General features: G+C 47.0%; 18 protein-coding genes. 11 read left to right on the forward strand and 7 right to left on the reverse strand.

The features are described 5' to 3' along the window. Positions 1-399 precede the first annotated feature (399 nt). The 6 genes from metK to ruvX all read left to right on the forward strand — a co-directional run bounded on the left by metK (position 400) and on the right by ruvX (position 5,164). Positions 400-1,554 (forward strand): methionine adenosyltransferase, encoded by a 1,155-nt coding sequence (metK, locus tag VRK_RS19845; RefSeq protein ID WP_059123245.1) that lies wholly within the window; start codon positions 400-402, stop codon positions 1,552-1,554. A gap of 149 nt (positions 1,555-1,703) precedes the next feature. Next, the gene (locus VRK_RS19850; RefSeq protein ID WP_269431956.1) at positions 1,704-2,216 is read left to right on the forward strand and encodes a SprT family zinc-dependent metalloprotease; all 513 of its coding nucleotides are present in this window, start codon (positions 1,704-1,706) and stop codon (positions 2,214-2,216) included. A gap of 164 nt (positions 2,217-2,380) precedes the next feature. Then, a complete protein-coding gene (gene rsmE, locus VRK_RS19855) occupies positions 2,381-3,112 on the forward strand; it encodes a 16S rRNA (uracil(1498)-N(3))-methyltransferase (protein ID WP_059123246.1) in 732 nt (243 codons plus the stop codon). Between the two features lie 30 nt (positions 3,113-3,142). Continuing rightward, positions 3,143-4,090 carry a glutathione synthase gene (gene gshB, locus VRK_RS19860; protein ID WP_059123247.1) on the forward strand — a complete coding sequence of 316 codons (948 nt, stop codon included), beginning with the start codon at positions 3,143-3,145 and terminating at the stop codon, positions 4,088-4,090. Between the two features lie 41 nt (positions 4,091-4,131). Then, positions 4,132-4,695, forward strand: coding sequence for a YqgE/AlgH family protein (locus VRK_RS19865; RefSeq protein WP_059123248.1), 564 nt, complete (start codon positions 4,132-4,134; stop codon positions 4,693-4,695). Positions 4,696-4,738: 43 nt separating this feature from the next. Beyond that, complete coding sequence (ruvX, locus tag VRK_RS19870) at positions 4,739-5,164, forward strand: Holliday junction resolvase RuvX (protein ID WP_059123249.1); 426 nt, start codon at positions 4,739-4,741, stop codon at positions 5,162-5,164. Positions 5,165-5,190: 26 nt separating this feature from the next. Here ruvX and VRK_RS19875 read toward each other — a convergent pair whose 3' ends face one another. Continuing rightward, complete coding sequence (locus VRK_RS19875) at positions 5,191-6,201, reverse strand: type IV pilus twitching motility protein PilT (RefSeq protein ID WP_059123250.1); 1,011 nt, start codon at positions 6,199-6,201, stop codon at positions 5,191-5,193. 179 nt (positions 6,202-6,380) lie between these two features. On the opposite strand from VRK_RS19875, the gene VRK_RS19880 reads away from it, so the two are divergent. Genes VRK_RS19880 through yggU form a run of 4 tightly spaced genes read left to right on the forward strand, consistent with a single transcriptional unit; the run spans position 6,381 to position 8,832 of the window. Continuing rightward, positions 6,381-7,088 carry a YggS family pyridoxal phosphate-dependent enzyme gene (locus tag VRK_RS19880; RefSeq protein ID WP_059123251.1) on the forward strand — a complete coding sequence of 236 codons (708 nt, stop codon included), beginning with the start codon at positions 6,381-6,383 and terminating at the stop codon, positions 7,086-7,088. Between the two features lie 26 nt (positions 7,089-7,114). Then, on the forward strand, positions 7,115-7,936 hold the full coding sequence (gene proC, locus VRK_RS19885; protein WP_059123252.1) for a pyrroline-5-carboxylate reductase: 822 nt from the start codon (positions 7,115-7,117) through the stop codon (positions 7,934-7,936). 51 nt (positions 7,937-7,987) lie between these two features. Beyond that, the gene (locus VRK_RS19890; RefSeq protein ID WP_059123253.1) at positions 7,988-8,545 is read left to right on the forward strand and encodes a YggT family protein; all 558 of its coding nucleotides are present in this window, start codon (positions 7,988-7,990) and stop codon (positions 8,543-8,545) included. Beyond that, on the forward strand, positions 8,530-8,832 hold the full coding sequence (gene yggU, locus VRK_RS19895) for a DUF167 family protein YggU (RefSeq protein WP_157372067.1): 303 nt from the start codon (positions 8,530-8,532) through the stop codon (positions 8,830-8,832). Before VRK_RS19890 ends, yggU begins: the two co-directional genes overlap by 16 nt. A 168-nt stretch (positions 8,833-9,000) precedes the next feature. On the opposite strand, the gene VRK_RS19900 is transcribed toward yggU, so the two are convergent. The 6 genes from VRK_RS19900 to VRK_RS19925 are packed head-to-tail and all read right to left on the reverse strand — an operon-like array spanning position 9,001 to position 15,629. Continuing rightward, complete coding sequence (locus tag VRK_RS19900) at positions 9,001-10,131, reverse strand: response regulator (protein WP_059123255.1); 1,131 nt, start codon at positions 10,129-10,131, stop codon at positions 9,001-9,003. Further along, the gene (locus VRK_RS19905) at positions 10,124-13,288 is read right to left on the reverse strand and encodes a response regulator (protein WP_059123256.1); all 3,165 of its coding nucleotides are present in this window, start codon (positions 13,286-13,288) and stop codon (positions 10,124-10,126) included. Before VRK_RS19905 ends, VRK_RS19900 begins: the two co-directional genes overlap by 8 nt. Beyond that, positions 13,285-13,878, reverse strand: coding sequence for a SpoIIE family protein phosphatase (locus VRK_RS19910; RefSeq protein ID WP_082671486.1), 594 nt, complete (start codon positions 13,876-13,878; stop codon positions 13,285-13,287). The genes VRK_RS19905 and VRK_RS19910 overlap by 4 nt, the downstream gene beginning before the upstream one ends. After that, positions 13,868-14,332, reverse strand: a complete 465-nt coding sequence (locus tag VRK_RS19915) for an ATP-binding protein (RefSeq protein ID WP_082671487.1) — start codon at positions 14,330-14,332, stop codon at positions 13,868-13,870. The genes VRK_RS19910 and VRK_RS19915 overlap by 11 nt, the downstream gene beginning before the upstream one ends. After that, complete coding sequence (locus tag VRK_RS19920; RefSeq protein WP_231735836.1) at positions 14,325-14,699, reverse strand: STAS domain-containing protein; 375 nt, start codon at positions 14,697-14,699, stop codon at positions 14,325-14,327. The genes VRK_RS19915 and VRK_RS19920 overlap by 8 nt, the downstream gene beginning before the upstream one ends. Before the next feature lie 12 nt (positions 14,700-14,711). Further along, positions 14,712-15,629, reverse strand: a complete 918-nt coding sequence (locus tag VRK_RS19925; protein WP_059123258.1) for a protoglobin domain-containing protein — start codon at positions 15,627-15,629, stop codon at positions 14,712-14,714. A gap of 399 nt (positions 15,630-16,028) precedes the next feature. On the opposite strand from VRK_RS19925, the gene VRK_RS19930 reads away from it, so the two are divergent. Further along, positions 16,029-17,963 (forward strand): M6 family metalloprotease domain-containing protein, encoded by a 1,935-nt coding sequence (locus VRK_RS19930; RefSeq protein WP_059123259.1) that lies wholly within the window; start codon positions 16,029-16,031, stop codon positions 17,961-17,963. The last annotated feature ends 5 nt before the right edge of the window (positions 17,964-17,968 follow it).

A 17,968-nucleotide genomic window follows, 5' to 3' on the forward strand; every position in this document is an offset into this window, starting at 1 on the left:
ATTCGCGAGACGTTTTGGGTAGACATGTCAGCTCCTGAAAGTCATAAAGCAAAAAATGAATAAAGTAGATTACGACGAAACAACACCGTATTTAAAAATACTATATTAAAAAAAGCACCATATTGTCGCAAAGCCCTTTCCTTGGCGCAATCGATTTACTGTCCTAATAAATGAGCCATCTGTCGCATATTTATCGTTATTTCCCCGAACGTAAAAATATTATGAACCCCGGATAAGCATCATGATGTTTATCGATCATAAAAAAAGGCTTGTAATTCCATTTATGCTGCATAGAATAGACGTCTAGATGTAAAAACATCTCTTGCGCTTAGCGCTTGTTTGCAAATAATTTCGAGTAAGTGTTCAGTATGACTTGCTCATCATCTGAGTGGAGTTCTCATGACAAAGCATCTGTTTACTTCTGAATCCGTATCAGAAGGACATCCTGATAAAATTGCTGATCAAATTTCCGATGCCGTACTTGATGCGATTTTAGAACAAGACCCGAAAGCGCGTGTCGCCTGTGAAACCTATGTCAAAACAGGCATGGTTATGGTTGGCGGTGAAATCACGACCTCAGCTTGGGTTGATATTGAAGAATTAACCCGAACCACCGTCCGTGAAATTGGCTATACCCATTCAGACATGGGATTCGATGCAGACTCTTGCGCGGTTTTAAATACCATCGGCAAACAGTCTCCTGATATTAATCAGGGTGTTGATCGCGCTGACCCGAAAGAACAAGGTGCCGGTGACCAAGGTATTATGTTCGGTTATGCAACCAACGAAACCGATGTGCTGATGCCAGCCCCGATCACTTATGCGCACCGCTTGGTGCAACGTCAGTCAGAAGTGCGTAAAAACGGCACGCTGCCATGGCTGCGTCCGGATGCGAAATCACAGGTCACTTTCCAATATAACAAAGGCAAAATCGTCGGTATCGATGCTGTCGTATTATCCACTCAGCACAGTGACTCGATTTCAACCGAATCACTGCGGGAAGCGGTGATGGAAGAAATCATCAAACCAACACTTCCGGCCGAATGGCTAACCAAAGAGACCAAATATTTTATCAACCCGACCGGTCGTTTCGTCATCGGTGGCCCGATGGGTGACTGTGGTCTGACCGGACGTAAAATCATTGTCGATACATACGGTGGTGCAGCGCGTCACGGTGGCGGTGCTTTCTCCGGGAAAGATCCATCAAAAGTTGACCGTTCCGCTGCCTACGCAGCACGTTATGTTGCCAAAAACATCGTTGCAGCCGGTCTGGCTGATCGCTGTGAGATTCAACTCTCTTATGCGATCGGTGTAGCGGATCCGACCTCAATCATGATTGAAACATTCGGCACCGAAAAAGTGGCGCAAGACATCATTATCGAAGCAGTTCGTCACTACTTCGACCTCCGTCCATACGGACTTCAGGAAATGCTCAATCTGTTACAGCCGATTTATAAAAAGACCGCAGCTTACGGTCACTTCGGCCGGGATGAATTCCCATGGGAAGCAACCGATAAAGCAGCATTACTGCGAGACTTTGCCGGTCTGAAATAAGCCGGGGCTGTTCTTACACAGTATCATCTTTAACATCAGGCCCTCCATTCGGAGGGCTTGCTTATATGAGCAGAAACCGACATGATAAGTTGCTTGTATTATTTCACGTCCCACAACTGAAATGCCCCAAAAGATAAAGGTAGAAAAACGTGTCAGCCTCACCGATACCTGCTGAACTCCATACCCGGATCAATGCTCGGATCCACTCTTGTATTGAGCAAGCGTCGCGCTACTTTCAACATCCTTTCCCCCAACCGACGCTCAGCTATCAGTTACGCGGAAAAGCAGCCGGTAAAGCCTATTGCCATCTCTGGGAAGTTCGCTTAAACCCGGTGTTACTCCTTGAAAATCAAAGCGAGTTTTTACAACAAGTGATTCCCCATGAAATTGCTCATCTGCTGGTTCACCACCTATATGGACGAGTCAGACCACATGGTTCCGAGTGGCAATCAGTGATGAAGCAGGTTTTCTGCTTACCGCCCCATACGACACACCAGTTTGATACACGTTCCGTGGCCGGAGAAACCTTTGCATACCATTGTCAGTGTCAGCAATTTGCGCTGTCGATTCGTCGTCATCGGAAAGTACAGCGTCAGCAAGTCATCTATCGTTGCACCCAATGTCACCAGCCACTGAGATATCATGGTGACCGGGATGAGTGACAAACAAAGTTTTTCCTTTTAGTTTTCAATTGTCCCTCTTGTAATTTAACGCCACAGCGCCCATCTTATACCCAACAAAAGTGACAAGCCTTGATTGATGAAAAGCTTGTTGAGAACCATCCTGTCCATAAGTCAGTTCAGGAAAAGTCGATTCAGGAAAATCTATGAGAATGCCCCGAATTTATCATCCGGAGAAAATCTCCCCCGCTCGTCCGGTGACATTAAGCGAAGATGCGGCCGGTCATGTCGGTCGTGTGCTAAGAATGCAAACAGGGCAGGAAATCTTATTATTTGATGGTGATGGCTCTGAATATCCGGCCGTATTGACCGAAGTCAGTAAAAAAACGGTGACCGCGCAAGTCAGAGAAGCGGTCATTCGCAACAATGAATCCCCACTACACCTTCATCTTGGCCAAGTGATTTCTCGCGGTGACAAAATGGAATTTACCATTCAAAAATCCGTGGAGCTCGGTGTGAATACCATCACCCCGCTGTTGTCAGAACGATGTGGTGTCAAACTGGATCAAAAACGCTTTGAGAAAAAATTGCAGCAATGGCAAAAGGTTGTCATTGCCGCCTGTGAACAATGCGGACGCAATACAATTCCTGAGATCAGACCGATCATGTCACTGGCAGAGTGGTGCAGTGAAGCAACTGAGGCGCTGAAACTGAATCTTCATCCTCGCGCATCGTATTCAATCAACACCCTACCGACACCGGACAAAGGCATTCGGCTGTTAATCGGTCCGGAAGGTGGTCTGTCTGCTGAAGAAATTCAGATGACGAAACATCATCAATTTGAAGAAATATTACTCGGTCCCCGCGTACTCAGAACAGAAACGGCAGCCTTAACGGCAATCACCGCACTACAAGTGCGTTTTGGTGACCTCGGCTAAATAGCCAATTGAATAGTTGGAGAATAAAAAATGATTAAACTAGGCGTTGTGATGGATCCGATTGAAGCGATCAACATCAAAAAAGACACCACTTTTGCAATGATGCTTGAGGCACAGCGTCGTGGCTATGAAGTTCATTACATCAGAATGGATGGACTTCATTTGGATCAAGGCGTCGCTTATGCAGATACCCAAATTGTGCATCTGCAGGAAGATTCGAACCACTGGTATGATATTCAGTCCAGCCAGAGTATTGCCCTGTCTGAGCTTGACGCAGTGCTGATGCGTAAAGATCCCCCGTTTGATACTGAATATATCTACGCCACCTATATTCTGGAAAGAGCCGAAGAACAAGGCACCCTGATCGTCAATAAACCGCAGAGCCTGCGTGATTGCAATGAGAAGCTGTTTACGGCTTGGTTCCCGGAATTGACACCAACCACCATCGTGACCCGCAAAGCGGAGAAAATCAAAGCCTTCCAACAACAGCACGGCGATATCATTCTCAAGCCATTAGATGGGATGGGTGGCGCTTCGATCTTCCGCGTGAAATCCGGCGATCCGAACCTTTCCGTCATTATTGAAACGCTAACCGACCAAGGTCAAAATTACTGTATGGCACAAACTTTCGTACCGGATATCAGTAATGGTGATAAACGTATCCTGGTCGTTGACGGAGAACCGATGCCGTACTGTCTGGCCAGAATTCCCCCCAAAGGTGAAACGCGTGGCAATCTGGCAGCCGGTGGCACAGGAGAAGCCCGGCCACTGACGGAAACCGATCGTCAGATCGCTGAGAAAATAGCGCCTGCGCTGAAGGAAAAAGGCTTAATCTTTGTCGGCCTCGATGTGATCGGAGATAAACTCACCGAAATTAACGTCACCAGCCCAACCTGTGTCCGGGAAATTGAAGCGAAATACAATATATCCATTACAGGGAAGCTCATGGACGCCATTGAACGGCGCGTAAAAGCATAAATGATGTCAGAGTTTCGCTCTGAATAATGAGGGCTCATCCGATGAATTTAACCAATCATTTTCTTGTGGCGATGCCGGGTATGCAGGATCCTGACTTCAAAAACAGTGTGATTTACATTTGTGAACACAATGAAGAAGGTGCAATGGGGCTGATGATTAATGCCCCTATTGATCTCACAGTAGAAACCATGCTGAAACAGGTCGATATCGACCCGCTTTATCCGCAGGAAAAGACCGATAGTCTGAAGAGCCCTGTTTTTAATGGCGGGCCGGTTTCTTCGGATCGGGGCTTTATTTTGCATTGCCCCAAAGATTACTACGAATCCAGCATGCAAATGACAAATGAGCTGAGTGTCACGACCTCAAAAGATATTCTGGCCGTGCTCGGCACTGATGCCGAACCGAGTCATTATCTGGTTGCACTCGGCTATTCCGGTTGGGAAGCCGGACAACTGGAGAGTGAACTGGCTGACAACTCCTGGCTGACCATTGAAGCCGATCCGGAAGTCATTTTTAACACCCCGATTCATGAGAAATGGGATCGTGCGGTCAAGAAACTGGGCATCACCCCGGCACAGCTCTCAATGATGGCCGGACACGCTTAATCCCCTCGTGGCTGAAGCGTATAAACAGAGTGAAAAGTAAAACATGTCCAAAACAATCATGGCCTTTGATTATGGCACTAAAAGTATCGGCAGTGCGATCGGGCAGGAAATTACCGGCACCGCATCTCCTCTGAAAGCTTTTGCGGCGAAAGACGGTATCCCGAGATGGGAAGATATAGAAAAGCAGATTCTGGAATGGAAACCGGATCTGCTGATCGTGGGCTTACCGACTGATTTGCACGGCAAAGATTTGGAGGCCATTACGCCGCGGGCGAAAAAGTTTGCCAACCGCCTGCATGGTCGTTTCGGTTTACCGGTTGAACTGCATGATGAACGTTTATCCACCACCGAAGCCCGCAGCACGCTCTTTGAACAAGGCGGCTTTCGCGCCCTGAAGAAAGGCAATGTAGACTGTCAGTCAGCGGTCATTATTCTGGAAAGCTGGTTTGAAGCACAGTGGGGCGAGTAATTTCCCCCACGTTTTCTTCATCTGTATCACTGCTCTTCATTCGTATCCGGCAAAATCATCCCGAGATTCAATAAGCGCTGTCGATCTTGCGCCATGGTTCTCATCCCTCTGCCAGCCCCCGTCTGCATAACAGACTCGATCTGAGGCAGGCGGTTTTCCCGAATCAAATTCCGCACGGCCGAGGTTGCAGTCAACACTTCATAACAGCCGATACGTCCGCCCCCGACTTTAAGCAATAGCCGCTGGGCAATCACTGCCTGTAACGATTCGGCTAACACGGTGCGCACCCGACTCTGCTCATCAGCAGGAAAAACATCAATGATTCGATCAATCGATTGAGCAGCACTGCGGGTATGCAGCGTTGCCAACACCAAGTGTCCGGTTTCCGCAGCAGTCAGCGCTAACCGAATGGTTTCCCGATCCCGTAATTCACCGATCAGCAGCACATCCGGATCCGCTCTTAGTACTGCACGTAATGCATCAGTAAAAGATCCACTGTCACGCCCGATTTCCCGGTGATGTACTAGGGACTGCCGAGAGTGATGGACAAACTCAACCGGATCTTCAATCGTCACAATATGCTTGCTATCACGGCTGTTGATCGCATCGACCATCGCAGCCAAGGTAGTCGATTTGCCGGAACCGGTAGCCCCTGTAACCAATACCAACCCCTGACGGTAGTGGCAAATATCAGCAACGATATCCGGTACATCAAGTGATGGCAGCGTCGGAATATCACTCGGAATATAGCGCATCACCGCAGCATACCCGCGACTTTGAACAAAGCGGTTAACCCGAAAGCGGCCATGCTCACTCTGATAGCACCAATCCGCTTCTTGGGCGAGCCGGAACTGTGCTCGCTGTGCCTCGCTCATCATCGATTCGGTCAGAGACAAAATCATCTGACTGGATAAAGTTTCACATTCCAACTTTCTCAATCCGCCATCTATCCGTAACATAGGCGGATGACTTGCAGAAAGATGTAGATCAGAGGCGTTATGTTTTACACTGAGGGCCAATAACGTTGATATATCCATGGGTTGATTCAGTCTCTCGGTTTTTCATCGGGATTAAACTGTTTTCATCGGGGAAAATGCATCGATTTAGCATTTATCCGCTGGCGGTATTCTGCTTACAATGAACGGTTTACAATGAATTGTTTATCATGAACGATTTACAATGAGCCTTTTACAATTACCTGTTTAGACAAATAATTATGAGTACGATTGCACAAAACATTCAACATATCATGTCAGACATCGAGCGGGTTCAAGAAAAATGTGGACGTACTCGAAACTCTATTCTTTTGCTGGCAGTCAGCAAAACCAAACCGGTCGAAGCGATCGCTGAAGCGATTCAAGCCGGACAGCTTGCCTTCGGAGAAAACTATGTGCAGGAAGGTGTCGAAAAAGTACAGTATTTCGCCCGACATACGCAGGACAAACCTTTAGAATGGCACTTTATCGGCCCGATACAGTCCAATAAGACACGTCTGGTTGCAGAGCACTTTGCATGGGTTCATACCATTGATCGAGAGAAAATCGCGCAACGTCTCAACGATCAACGACCGGCAGGAATGCCTCCGCTTCAGGTGCTGATTCAGGTCAATACCAGCGGTGAAAACTCGAAATCAGGAACCGCAGAGCAAGAGATTTTTCAATTGGCCGCATTGATTTCTGCACTCCCAAACCTCACTTTAAGAGGATTAATGTCGATTCCGGAAAATGTGCCGGATTATGACGCTCAACTGGCTGCGTTTAAAAAACTGGCCACACTGAAAGTAAAACTACAAGAAATCTATCCCGAAGTGGATACGCTTTCCATGGGAATGAGCGGAGATATGGAAGCTGCGATTGCAGCAGGTAGTACCATCGTCAGGATCGGAACCGCAATTTTTGGTGCCCGAGATTATTCAAATACCTGACGCCAAGAAACTAAGGAAAACTATCTATGGAACAAAGACAGATCGCCTTCATCGGTGCCGGAAATATGGCAAAAGCGATCATTGCAGGGCTAGTCGGTAGCGGATATCCCGCGACACAAATCACAGCAACTGCCCCGACCGATCGGCGTTTGTTACCGCTGGCGAACGATTATGGCATCCGGACATCACACGATAACCATCAAGTCGTCCAGCAAGCAGATGTGGTTGTTCTTGCAGTCAAACCTCAGCTGATGGCTGATGTTTGCCGTCACTTTCAGGATATTGATTGGTCCCCAAAGCTGGTGATTTCTATCGCTGCCGGCATCACTTGTCAGCGTTTGAGTGACATGCTCAACACACCGAGTCTCAACCTGATTCGGGTGATGCCCAATACACCATCCTTGATCAATCAAGGGATGAGCGGGTTATTTGCTACCGCATCAGTGACAAAAACGGATCAAGCGTTTACTACGAAACTGTTTCAATCTGTCGGAGAAGTCTGTTGGGTCAATCAGGAATCACAGATGAATGGGATTATTGCCGCAGCCGGCAGTGCACCCGCCTATTTTTTCCTCTTCATGGAAGCGATGCAAAAAGAGGCAATTGCTCAAGGACTCGATGCAGAAACGGCCCGCCTGCTGGTTCAACAAAGTGCCGTTGGCGCAGCGGCACTGGTCAAAGCAAATCCGGATACCGACTTAACCACGCTCAGAGAACAAGTCACGTCAAAAGGTGGTACGACTGCTGAAGCAATCCGTACCTTCAATGAACATGGACTTGCTGAAGTGGTTGCACAAGCAATGCAAGCTGCGGTAAAACGTGCCGAAGCTATGGAAAAACAATTTTAATCATCATGACGGATAGACCGAGACGGCATATCCACAAATTAAGGGCAACTTATGAATTCAATGAGTTTTCTAATCTCTACCCTATTTGACCTGTACATTATGGTCGTGCTCATGCGTCTCTGGCTTCAGGCCGCTCGCGCAGATTTTTATAATCCGTTTTCCCAGTTTGTGGTGAAAGCAACTCAACCGATCGTCGGCCCGCTGCGCCGAATTATTCCGTCAATCGGCAGCATTGATTTGGCAACGGTATTATTTGCCTATGTACTGTGCGTACTGAAATTCACTATCCTTGTAATGATCGCTTCCGGCGGTGCAGCAGGATTCAGTAGCTACTTTTTATTCTTGGGTCTGCTTGCACTGCTCAAAGCGGCTGGCGGATTGCTGTTCTGGGTGTTGTTGATTCGCGCGATTCTGAGCTGGGTCAGTCAAGGCAGAAGCCCGATTGAATATGTCTTCATCCAAATTACAGAACCGTTCCTGATGCCGGTCAGAAAAATTTTGCCGGATCTGGGGGGCATTGATTTGAGCGTGCTCGTTGTTTTCATTCTCTTGCAGTTTATTAACATCATGGTCGGTGACTTTATCGGTCCGGTATGGCATCAGCTGTAATGACAGCGGTCTGTCAGGAAGGAGCGGATATCATCCTGAGGCTGTACATTCAGCCCAAAGCCAGTCGTGACAATATTGTGGGGTTACATGGTGATGAACTCAAAATCGCCATTACCGCGCCACCAGTCGATGGTAAAGCCAATGCTCATCTGATTAAGTTTTTATCCAAGCAATTTAAAGTCGCAAAAAGTAATATTGACATTGAAAAAGGGGAGCTGGGCAGACATAAGCAAGTCCGGATCCACTCCCCGGGCCAAATACCTCAGGCTATCCAACCGTTGTTGTGATAGTCCTGAGCCCGCAAACTGGGCAATATTCTCCCGCCATTGAATACCCTCACACCAGCCACTGCAACGTAACAAATAATATACATCAAAACACATCAAAATTTTGTTCGTATACAACCGTAAGTAGAGCCTTGAGCGCAAACATCAATCAACGACAAAACGATCCTGTCAGCTCTCGTCCGGATTCAAGAATGGAAACGAGACTTCATGAAAACCGTCGTCTCTGTAGGTTTGGGCAATCGCCTTAAACTGTTGTTCAATTGCCAGAAAAGCCGCCACAATTGCGGGTTCAAAATGTGTCCCCGATCCTTTTTTGATGATACTGACCGCTTTCTCATGAGGAAATGCCGGTTTATAAACTCGTTCAGAGATCAATGCGTCGTAAACATCAGCTAAAGCCATCAAACGGGCGCTGAGCGGAATCTCATATTCTTTCAACCCCAACGGATAACCAGTGCCATCCCATTTTTCCTGATGACTCATAGCAATTTCCTTGGCAAATTGCAGAAAATCACATTTGAAATCAATCGCAGACTCCACAGAAGCAATCACATTACGACCAATCTCAGTATGTTTTTTCATAATCTCGAATTCGTCGTCCGTCAGTTTGTCAGACTTCAGTAGAATCGCATCAGGGATTCCCACTTTGCCGATGTCATGTAAGGGAGCTGACTTAAATAAATTTTCAATCGTATCGGGGGTCAACTGTTCCAAATAGAGTCCTTGTCGGACTAATTCTTCCGCCAGATATTTGATGTAATGTTGGGTTCTGCGGATATGATTACCCGTTTCGTTATCTCTGGTTTCTGCCAGCGAAGCCATCGCCTCAATCGTGGCATTCTGTAAGCTTTCCAAATGACGTGTTCGCTCCCGCACCCGATCCTCCAGAATGTGATTTTGGCTCGCAAGATCGGACATTGCCTGTTTCAGACGTAAATGCGTATGGACTCTGGCAAGTAAAATCGGCGGACTGATCGGCTTGAGAATATAGTCAACCGCACCAACATCAAACCCGCGCTGTTCGTCTGCTATCTGCGATTTTGCCGTCAGAAAAATAACCGGAATCGCCTGCGTTCGCACATCAGATTTCAGATGGCGGCACACCTCATAGCCATCCATTTCCGGCATCATGATATCGAGCAAAACAACATCCGGAAGATGTTTCTGGCACACTTTTATCGCCTGTTCACCTCTTGTGGTAACCAAGATATGAAAATAGGGCTTTAGAACTTCTGCTAACAAAGCGCGATTCTCGGCATTGTCATCAACAATTAATACCGTATCTCGTCCATCATCCATTCTCTTCCCCTGCCATCACCGAAAGATCGAGTGGATAAATACTGACTGCTTTTTTGAGCGCCTCGCTTGCCGCTTCAAAGTCACAGTCGTGAATATACTGACAACAGGCATCAAATGACGCGGATGTTAATACTGTCTTGAGGAACGGATAATGCTCATCAAGATACTCAACCGCATAGTTATCGTATGCTTCTAATAAGGCTACTAACTGGTGAATCACTGTGATATGCGCTTGTGTCAGAGAATTCTCTTGCTGCGCGGCCGGCTCCGGACGCTTGAGTGTCTGACATAATGCGGGAACCAATTGTGCGATGTGTTTTTCAGCCTCACGCAATATCGCAGCCAGCGCATCATTCCCTTCTTCATGCTTAATTGCCATTTCAATCCGGGCTGCAATGTCGGAAAGCAGCATCAGTCCGAGATTCGCGGCAGAGCCTTTCAAGGTATGCGCCATCAAAATGGCTTGGGCCCGTTCCTCTTGCTCTAACGCAGTTTGAATACGAGGCACGATATCATGTTCTTTATCGATCAACTGAGAGAGCAACCGCTGATAAAGCTGTTCATTACCAGCCACTCTCATGAGCCCATTGCGGTAATCCAAAAAAGCGAGTTTTCCTAACTGAGACAGTGATGATTGAGCCAAGGTGAGCGTTCGGGTCGAAACTTGATCCTGTGGGGAATCAACCGCAGCAGGCTGTTCGGTATGACACCATTTTTGAATAGTGCTCAACAGGACATTCGGATCAATCGGTTTAGAAATATGATCATTCATTCCCAAACCGAAACAGCGCTCCCGCTCCTCAACCATCGCATGAGCCGTCATCGCAATCAGAGGAATATCGTCATAAGCCGGATTACTGCGAATATGTTCGCTGGCTTCATAGCCGTCCATTTCCGGCATCTGCAGATCCATGAAGATCACATCAAATCCCGCTGTATCATCCAGAGACTGCGCTAACAGCGAGAGAGCTTCCCGGCCATGATTGGCAACCGTCACGTCCAACCCCCATCCTTCCATCAACTCCAGTGCAATCTGTTGGTTGATATCATTATCCTCAACCAACAACACCCGAATCCCTGTCAGATCGTCCTGAAATCTGGCAAAACGATCGGCTGACGAACGATGCGATAAATGTTCTGAAGGCCCAAAGAGTGTCACCAGCAAATCGAACAGTTTCGATTGTCCGACCGGCTTAGACAAATAACCGGATAATTGCAGTTCCTCGCTCACATGAGCGAGTTCATCTTTGTCATAGGCAGTCACCATCACAATATAGGGCTGATGTTCCTGTGGCACAGTCTGGCGAATCTTGCGACAGGTCTCGATCCCATCCATATCCGGCATATTCCAGTCCATCAACACGAGATTGATCGGTTTCCCTGCTGCCATTGATGCATCAATTTGTACCAGCGCTTCATCAGCATGATTCACGAGTAGCGGTTTGTGCGGTAGTACATCGAGCATATCACCCATGACCATTAAGGCATGTTCATTGTCATCGACCACCAGCACCCGAATGCCGTCCAGCGTATTGGGCAACCCTTCTGAAACGGTCCGGGCGCCCCGGTTTGCTTTCAACCAGACATCGAAAATAAAGTGGCTCCCTTTACCCGGCTCACTTTCAACCCGGATGCTACCGCCCATTAACTCAACCAGACGCTGACAGATAGACAGCCCCAATCCCGTACCGCCATACTTGCGAGTCGTACTGCCATCAGCCTGAGTAAATGCCGTGAATAATTGTTCTACCTGCTCAGGCCCCATCCCAATCCCTGTATCTGAAACGATAAACTCCAACTGAATTTGCTCCGCTTGTCGTTCCACTTCTCTCACAGAAACTGAAATCTCCCCCTGTTCAGTAAATTTCACCGCATTGTTGACCAGATTAATAATGACCTGTCCCAATCTCAGTGGATCACCACATAACTTTTTCGGCAGCCCTCTCGGCACGGAAAACAGCAGTTCCAACCCTTTATCAAACGCTTTCTGACCATTAAGCATGGATACATTGTGGAAAATATCGTCCAATTCAAAACTGACATTCTCAATGGTCAACTTCCCGGCTTCAATTTTACTGAAATCGAGAATGTCATTGATGATACCCAATAGCAGTGATGCTGAATTATGAATTTTAGACAGATAATCATGTTGTTTTGTCGTTAGGTTTGTCTTTAAGGCTAAATGAGACATGCCGATAATTGCGTTCATCGGCGTTCTGATTTCATGACTCATATTGGCCAGAAACATCGATTTAACTTTCAGTGCCTCTTCTGCCTTTTCCCGCGCGTCATACAACTCATTTTCGACGCTCTTACGCGCAGAAACATCACGTAAAAATAAGGCTCCCTGACAGCGATTATTGAGCATAAAAATGGTCACGCCCAAATCCACCGGGATCATCACACCGGACTTGGTATACGTTTCAACCTCAAAAAACTCGCCATACACTCTGGCCTGATCTTGAATTGATAGCGGAGGCTGTAAGATCTCTGCCAACGTCTCCGGCATCACCATGTTCAACAATTCGGTACAATCCTTACCTAAAACATCTTGGCCCCGGTATTGATAAATCGCTTCGGCCGTTTGATTCCATAACAGGATTTTGCCCTGCTCATCGACAATCACCACGCTCGACGGTGCACCATCAATAATCGTCCGGGAAAAGGCTTCACTGTCTTGTAAGTCCTGCGTTCGTCGTGCAATCTCTTGCTCTAATCCAACCTGATGTTGTGCCAGTTGCTGGTTTTTATACTGCAGTTCGTTCATCAACTCGTCACGACTCTTCTCGCGTAATTGATCTGCCAACTGTTCGAATTCAAATGCTGTCGGCAGATAATTCGCAGCACATGGGACCGACCAACAAATCGCCTGTCCGTTCTGTTCAATCATCAGGCCGGGGATAGCAAATGTTCTTGGTTCAACCGGTTCGGGGATCAAACACCTCACGACGAACCGATCTTGTTGAAAGACGAAATCGATCGAACACTCACCGAAAGAGTCAAGTAAACGCAATACGAATTCAGCACTCATCAGCATGAAATAATCCTGCTGATCAGGACTAAAACGGTAACAACTGAAGATAGCCTGAAATTTTCGTCGGATCGCCAGTTTACTGATATTGTCGTTATAGACAGAGCATCGGATCAATTCATTCATACTTTGTACTCCAGCACCATCACGGTAATATCATCATGTGGCTTGCCGAAATGTTCGACCAAAAATGAAGCAAACTGCGGCAGCGGGCGATACTGAACAAAATGGCACTGTCGCAGATCCAAATTTTCCTTAATCCCGTCGGTAGTCAATAAGAAACGTTCATTGTTGCCAAATAAGCCTTGAAACACATTCAATGTCGGGATCATCTCACCGACAACTCCCGGCTGAGCGAAATAGGAGATCCAGTCATCGCCACACTTTCTCATCAGCGTATTACCGACACCGACGCCCTGAAAACATCGCGTCTGAATGTCAAAAGAAACCAATGTCACAGCTGCACCCAAACTACCGCGAAAATAATCATGCATCTGCTCAAGTAGTTGTGGGAGTTGATCGGATAGCTGGGTATTGAAACAACCGTCGAGATAGCCTTCCATCTCTCGAGCCAAACGAGCCGCTTCCGGCCCGTGCCCTAACACATCAATAATCGCAACCATCAAACCGGCGTCATTTTCCCGCACCAACAAACCATCACCGGACTCAGACTCCCCTAAACAGGGGATGCAGCGAGAATACCATTCAAACGGCATCGTCCCTCCCCCATTTGATGACACTCACGATCGTCCCGCACTTCGTTGTGCCGGACGCTTCTGTAAACGATTGGATCTCAAATTGATCGACCATTCTTTGCACGCCCGGCAACCCCATCCCTAAAGAGCCGCCAGTCGAAAAATGTTCTGCCATCGCCTGTTCAATGTGTGGAATTCCCGGCCCTAAATCCCGGGCAACGACCCGCATACCGTGTTCAGTTCTTAATTCAAACTCGCGCAGCATTTCGGCCAGTTCGATGCGACCACTGCCTGCATACTTGACAATATTGGTTGCCAGCTCAGAAACAATCGTGGCAATTTCACTCGTCGCTGTCGGAGAAAAATTGAGCTGCTGAGCAAATGTAAATGTCCCCATCACAGCCGTCATAACATCTGCTTCACAGCCAATAGAGTAAATATTCCCCAACGCCTTAACCGAGACCGGATCATCCATTGCTGCGCTCCTTTGGCTCCCGGAGCGACATCAGCCCTTGATCCAAATCCGCAGCACAGCACAATGCTGACGTATCAACCCCCAAATTCATCAAGCCCATAACAATTCCCGGCCTGAAACCGACAAAGATGCATTGCCGCCCCATCACCTGAACATTCAGGGATATCCGGATCAGCATTTCAATATCTTGCCGATCCAATGTTTTTACGTCAGACATATCAATCAATACACCTTGGATATAATTTGCAGAAATCCGGCTCAAAAGTTCATTGCAAAAATCAGTAAGAACACCAACCGAGAGATCCGCCTGAATAGACGCAATGAGTGCATGTTTGAGCTGACTAATTGCAATCGATTCCCGCATCATCGCGCTCCTGAATTATTCCGAAAACTGATTCAACGATGTCACATTGAGGCCGATCATCTGAAAAGCGTATTCAAGCGCATCTCTGAGCGTTGCATTGGCTTGCACCTCACCGACATTAATCCCTAGCTGAACCATCGTCTGAGCAATTGAAGGAGAAACACCGGAGACTAAACAGGTACACCCCATCAATTTGGTTGCTTTGGTGATTTTAATAAAATGGTTGGCAACTGCGGTATCCACAACCGCCACCCCGGAAATATCCATAATGAAAATCTTGGCCCGGTTGACGGAAATCTTATTCAAAACCGCAGCCATAATATCCTGGGCTCGCTTGGAATCGATGATACCGACCAACGGCAGCATCAGGATATCCTGCCAAATCATGGTGACCGGTGTTGACATTGCCAACAGCGCCTTACTCTGCTCGGAAAAACGCTTATTAATCAACCGGGAATAGGTTTCAACGACAATCGTGGTATCCATATGGAGCAATTTCATAAATGCGGTCACATAGGCGTTATATGTCTCGGTCTCCATCGAATCATCGTATAACTGCTGCGTAAAAATCAGCATCGAAGTATTCATGCCGGCAAAATAGATCGGCAGCGGTAAGCCAACACGAGCATGAACTTCTCCCACATCCCGTCGCTCCTGAACATAGTTATTGTCAATATTTGCCTTGAAGAATGCAGTCCAGTAGCGGAGCTGTGAATCCTGAACATAGCGTAATCGTCCGGGATCACTGAAAAACTGAGCATATTCAGGGAGTTTTTCCAACCAGATATAAAAGTGTTTTACATATTCCCCCAGTTTCGGAATCATCATCTGCCCGAACTGACGAATGAGTTCTAAATCATCATCCGTTACGTCATGCAGGCGCAATAGCGATTGCGCATCTTTCATCTGTGTGAGTTGAACATCCGGCGACATACATAAACTCCCTTGTTCATCAGTGATTTTTATCCTTCGATTCAGCACTGCGTTTGATGACAAACAGAATCGCTATGCAAAGTCTAATCATAGTCTATAAATTCATCACACTACCTCAGATGAGTCACAAGTTGTACGAAATACATACAAAGCATGATGTGACTTCGGTTAACAAAATCTCTTCTCCAATATATCCGTATCTCGACGATTAATAACTCACATTTATATTAATAACTTTATTACTAAAGTTAAGTATATTTTTTAAGCTCTCCCAATAAGAAAATTATTTCCATGAATATATCAATCGAATGAATAAAAAGCCTTCGATAAAAATTTATCACTTGATACAATTCGCAACACACAATAATGAAACATTATTTCAAAAAAAGAGCGCTTATTATGAAGTTAAAAACAACCGTTGGTTTCATGAGTTTGTATTTAATTTGCCAGCCTGCTTTCTCGGCAATGCCTTATCATGGCTACCAGTATGATTACACCCAGCCCAATGGTGATGTCATTACTCTCACTCTCGAAGGGAATGACTATTATGCCGAACAAAGAACCCCGTCCGGCCAGCTGGTAATTTATGACAAACAGTTGGGCGGGCTTGCTTATGCGAAGGTCTCCAATGATGGAACGACCCTTGTTTCTAAAGGAGAATTGGTCACTCAGGCAAAAGAGCAGCTGGAACAGAATCTGAGAAGCAGTCTTCATTCATCCGTTCTTTCTCAGACTGAACAACAGCCGGGTTTATCCGCTAAAGCGCGCGCAAAAATAGCACAAGAAAACCGCGATAAATTATTACATATTCCGGAAGATGTCAGTCATATCGCGACATCATTAGTGCAAAATGCCGATTCATCCAGCCATATTACCGGTGATGTTCGGGGATTAACGATATTAATTGACTTCCCTGATGATCGCCAAGAAATTAGCCGTTCAGACGTTGAAAGTTTCTTAAATGATTTAAATTATAAAGGATACGGTAATTTCCAATCCATCCGCGGCTATTTCCGTTCCGTATCGGGTGGAAAGCTCGACTATACCAATACCGTTAGTTCGTACTACACTGCCAAACATAACAAATCTTATTATACCGATCCGAACCTTGACTTCGGCATCCGGGCGCAAGAGCTGATTCATGAAGCATTAGAGTGGCTGGAATATCAGCAAGGATTCGATTTTTCAACCTTAACCACCGATCGCTACGGCCGAATCAAAGGGCTCAATATTTTCTACGCAGGAGATTCAAACAGCGCTTGGTCGACAGGTCTGTGGCCGCACATGGGCGGTGTAAACCCACAATTCTGTGCTGATGGTGTTTGCACCAATGCCGCACAGATGTCAGATATGGGCAGCAGCTTATCGATCGGTACCTTCGCCCATGAATCAGGACATCTGATTGCAGAATGGCCTGATCTTTATGACTACGACGGCAGCTCAAACGGTTCTGTTGCGCAGTATGGCATCATGGGTTACGGCAGTACCAATCCCCGCTCAATGCGACACCCTGTTCCACCGGTTGCTCCATTGCGTGATAAGGCCGGCTGGGAAACCGTCGTAGAATTGAACCCTGCTGTGAATCCCAATGCACCGACAGGCCGTATCTCAGCGACATCCGGCAGCAATACATCCTACAAGTGGTCTAACCCGAATAATCCGGCAGAGTCCTTCTATATGGAAGCGATTCATCAAACCGGACAAAACACCGAACAACTGGGTAGCGGGCTGGCCATCTGGCACGTTGATCCACAAGGGAATAACTCCGATGAATGGCACCCTTACATCCAGATGGAACATGCGGATGGCAACCGTGATCCTGAGTATCTGCGCAACCGGGGAGATCAATACGACGTCTATGGTCAATACGGTGAATTCTCTGCGATCTATCCGAATGACCGGACATCCAGAGGAACAAACTCATTATGGTGGGATGGTCATGATTCAGGTCTGAGCATCAGTGATATCTCACAACCGGCTCAAACCATATCGTTTTCTATTTCAGAAGACGGTGGTAACGGTGAACCATCGACACAGACCAAGGTTTACACTAACGGTATTACGCAGGGTGGATACACTGCCGAGCCAAACAACCAAGCATTCCGTTATGAAGGCGGCACTATCAACGCGACATTGGTCGGCCCTAACGGGACAGACTTCGACCTGAAACTATTCCGCTGGGATGGCAATAACTGGCAGCAAGTCGCAGCCTCTGAAGAGCCGGAATCCAGAGAGCAGATCATCTATACCGCTGATGCAAGTTTCTACTACTTCCAGATTTATGCTTACAACGGCTCAGGCCAGTACAATCTGACGGTCACGCTTGATCAGTAATGGCA

Source organism: Vibrio sp. MEBiC08052 (assembly GCF_001506075.1).
Lineage (GTDB): Bacteria > Pseudomonadota > Gammaproteobacteria > Enterobacterales > Vibrionaceae > Vibrio.

What these genes read in the sequence shown, in the direction of transcription:
- metK (WP_059123245.1), top strand. Translation starts at nt 400, where the DNA reads ATGACAAAGCATCTGTTTACTTCTGAATCCGTATCAGAAGGACATCCT.
- rsmE (WP_059123246.1), top strand. Translation starts at nt 2,381, where the DNA reads ATGAGAATGCCCCGAATTTATCATCCGGAGAAAATCTCCCCCGCTCGT.
- gshB (WP_059123247.1), top strand. Translation starts at nt 3,143, where the DNA reads ATGATTAAACTAGGCGTTGTGATGGATCCGATTGAAGCGATCAACATC.
- VRK_RS19865 (WP_059123248.1), top strand. Translation starts at nt 4,132, where the DNA reads ATGAATTTAACCAATCATTTTCTTGTGGCGATGCCGGGTATGCAGGAT.
- ruvX (WP_059123249.1), top strand. Translation starts at nt 4,739, where the DNA reads ATGTCCAAAACAATCATGGCCTTTGATTATGGCACTAAAAGTATCGGC.
- VRK_RS19875 (WP_059123250.1), bottom strand. Translation starts at nt 6,201, where the DNA reads ATGGATATATCAACGTTATTGGCCCTCAGTGTAAAACATAACGCCTCT.
- VRK_RS19880 (WP_059123251.1), top strand. Translation starts at nt 6,381, where the DNA reads ATGAGTACGATTGCACAAAACATTCAACATATCATGTCAGACATCGAG.
- proC (WP_059123252.1), top strand. Translation starts at nt 7,115, where the DNA reads ATGGAACAAAGACAGATCGCCTTCATCGGTGCCGGAAATATGGCAAAA.
- VRK_RS19890 (WP_059123253.1), top strand. Translation starts at nt 7,988, where the DNA reads ATGAATTCAATGAGTTTTCTAATCTCTACCCTATTTGACCTGTACATT.
- yggU (WP_157372067.1), top strand. Translation starts at nt 8,530, where the DNA reads ATGGCATCAGCTGTAATGACAGCGGTCTGTCAGGAAGGAGCGGATATC.
- VRK_RS19900 (WP_059123255.1), bottom strand. Translation starts at nt 10,131, where the DNA reads ATGGATGATGGACGAGATACGGTATTAATTGTTGATGACAATGCCGAG.
- VRK_RS19905 (WP_059123256.1), bottom strand. Translation starts at nt 13,288, where the DNA reads ATGAATGAATTGATCCGATGCTCTGTCTATAACGACAATATCAGTAAA.
- VRK_RS19910 (WP_082671486.1), bottom strand. Translation starts at nt 13,878, where the DNA reads ATGCCGTTTGAATGGTATTCTCGCTGCATCCCCTGTTTAGGGGAGTCT.
- VRK_RS19915 (WP_082671487.1), bottom strand. Translation starts at nt 14,332, where the DNA reads ATGGATGATCCGGTCTCGGTTAAGGCGTTGGGGAATATTTACTCTATT.
- VRK_RS19920 (WP_231735836.1), bottom strand. Translation starts at nt 14,699, where the DNA reads ATGATGCGGGAATCGATTGCAATTAGTCAGCTCAAACATGCACTCATT.
- VRK_RS19925 (WP_059123258.1), bottom strand. Translation starts at nt 15,629, where the DNA reads ATGTCGCCGGATGTTCAACTCACACAGATGAAAGATGCGCAATCGCTA.
- VRK_RS19930 (WP_059123259.1), top strand. Translation starts at nt 16,029, where the DNA reads ATGAAGTTAAAAACAACCGTTGGTTTCATGAGTTTGTATTTAATTTGC.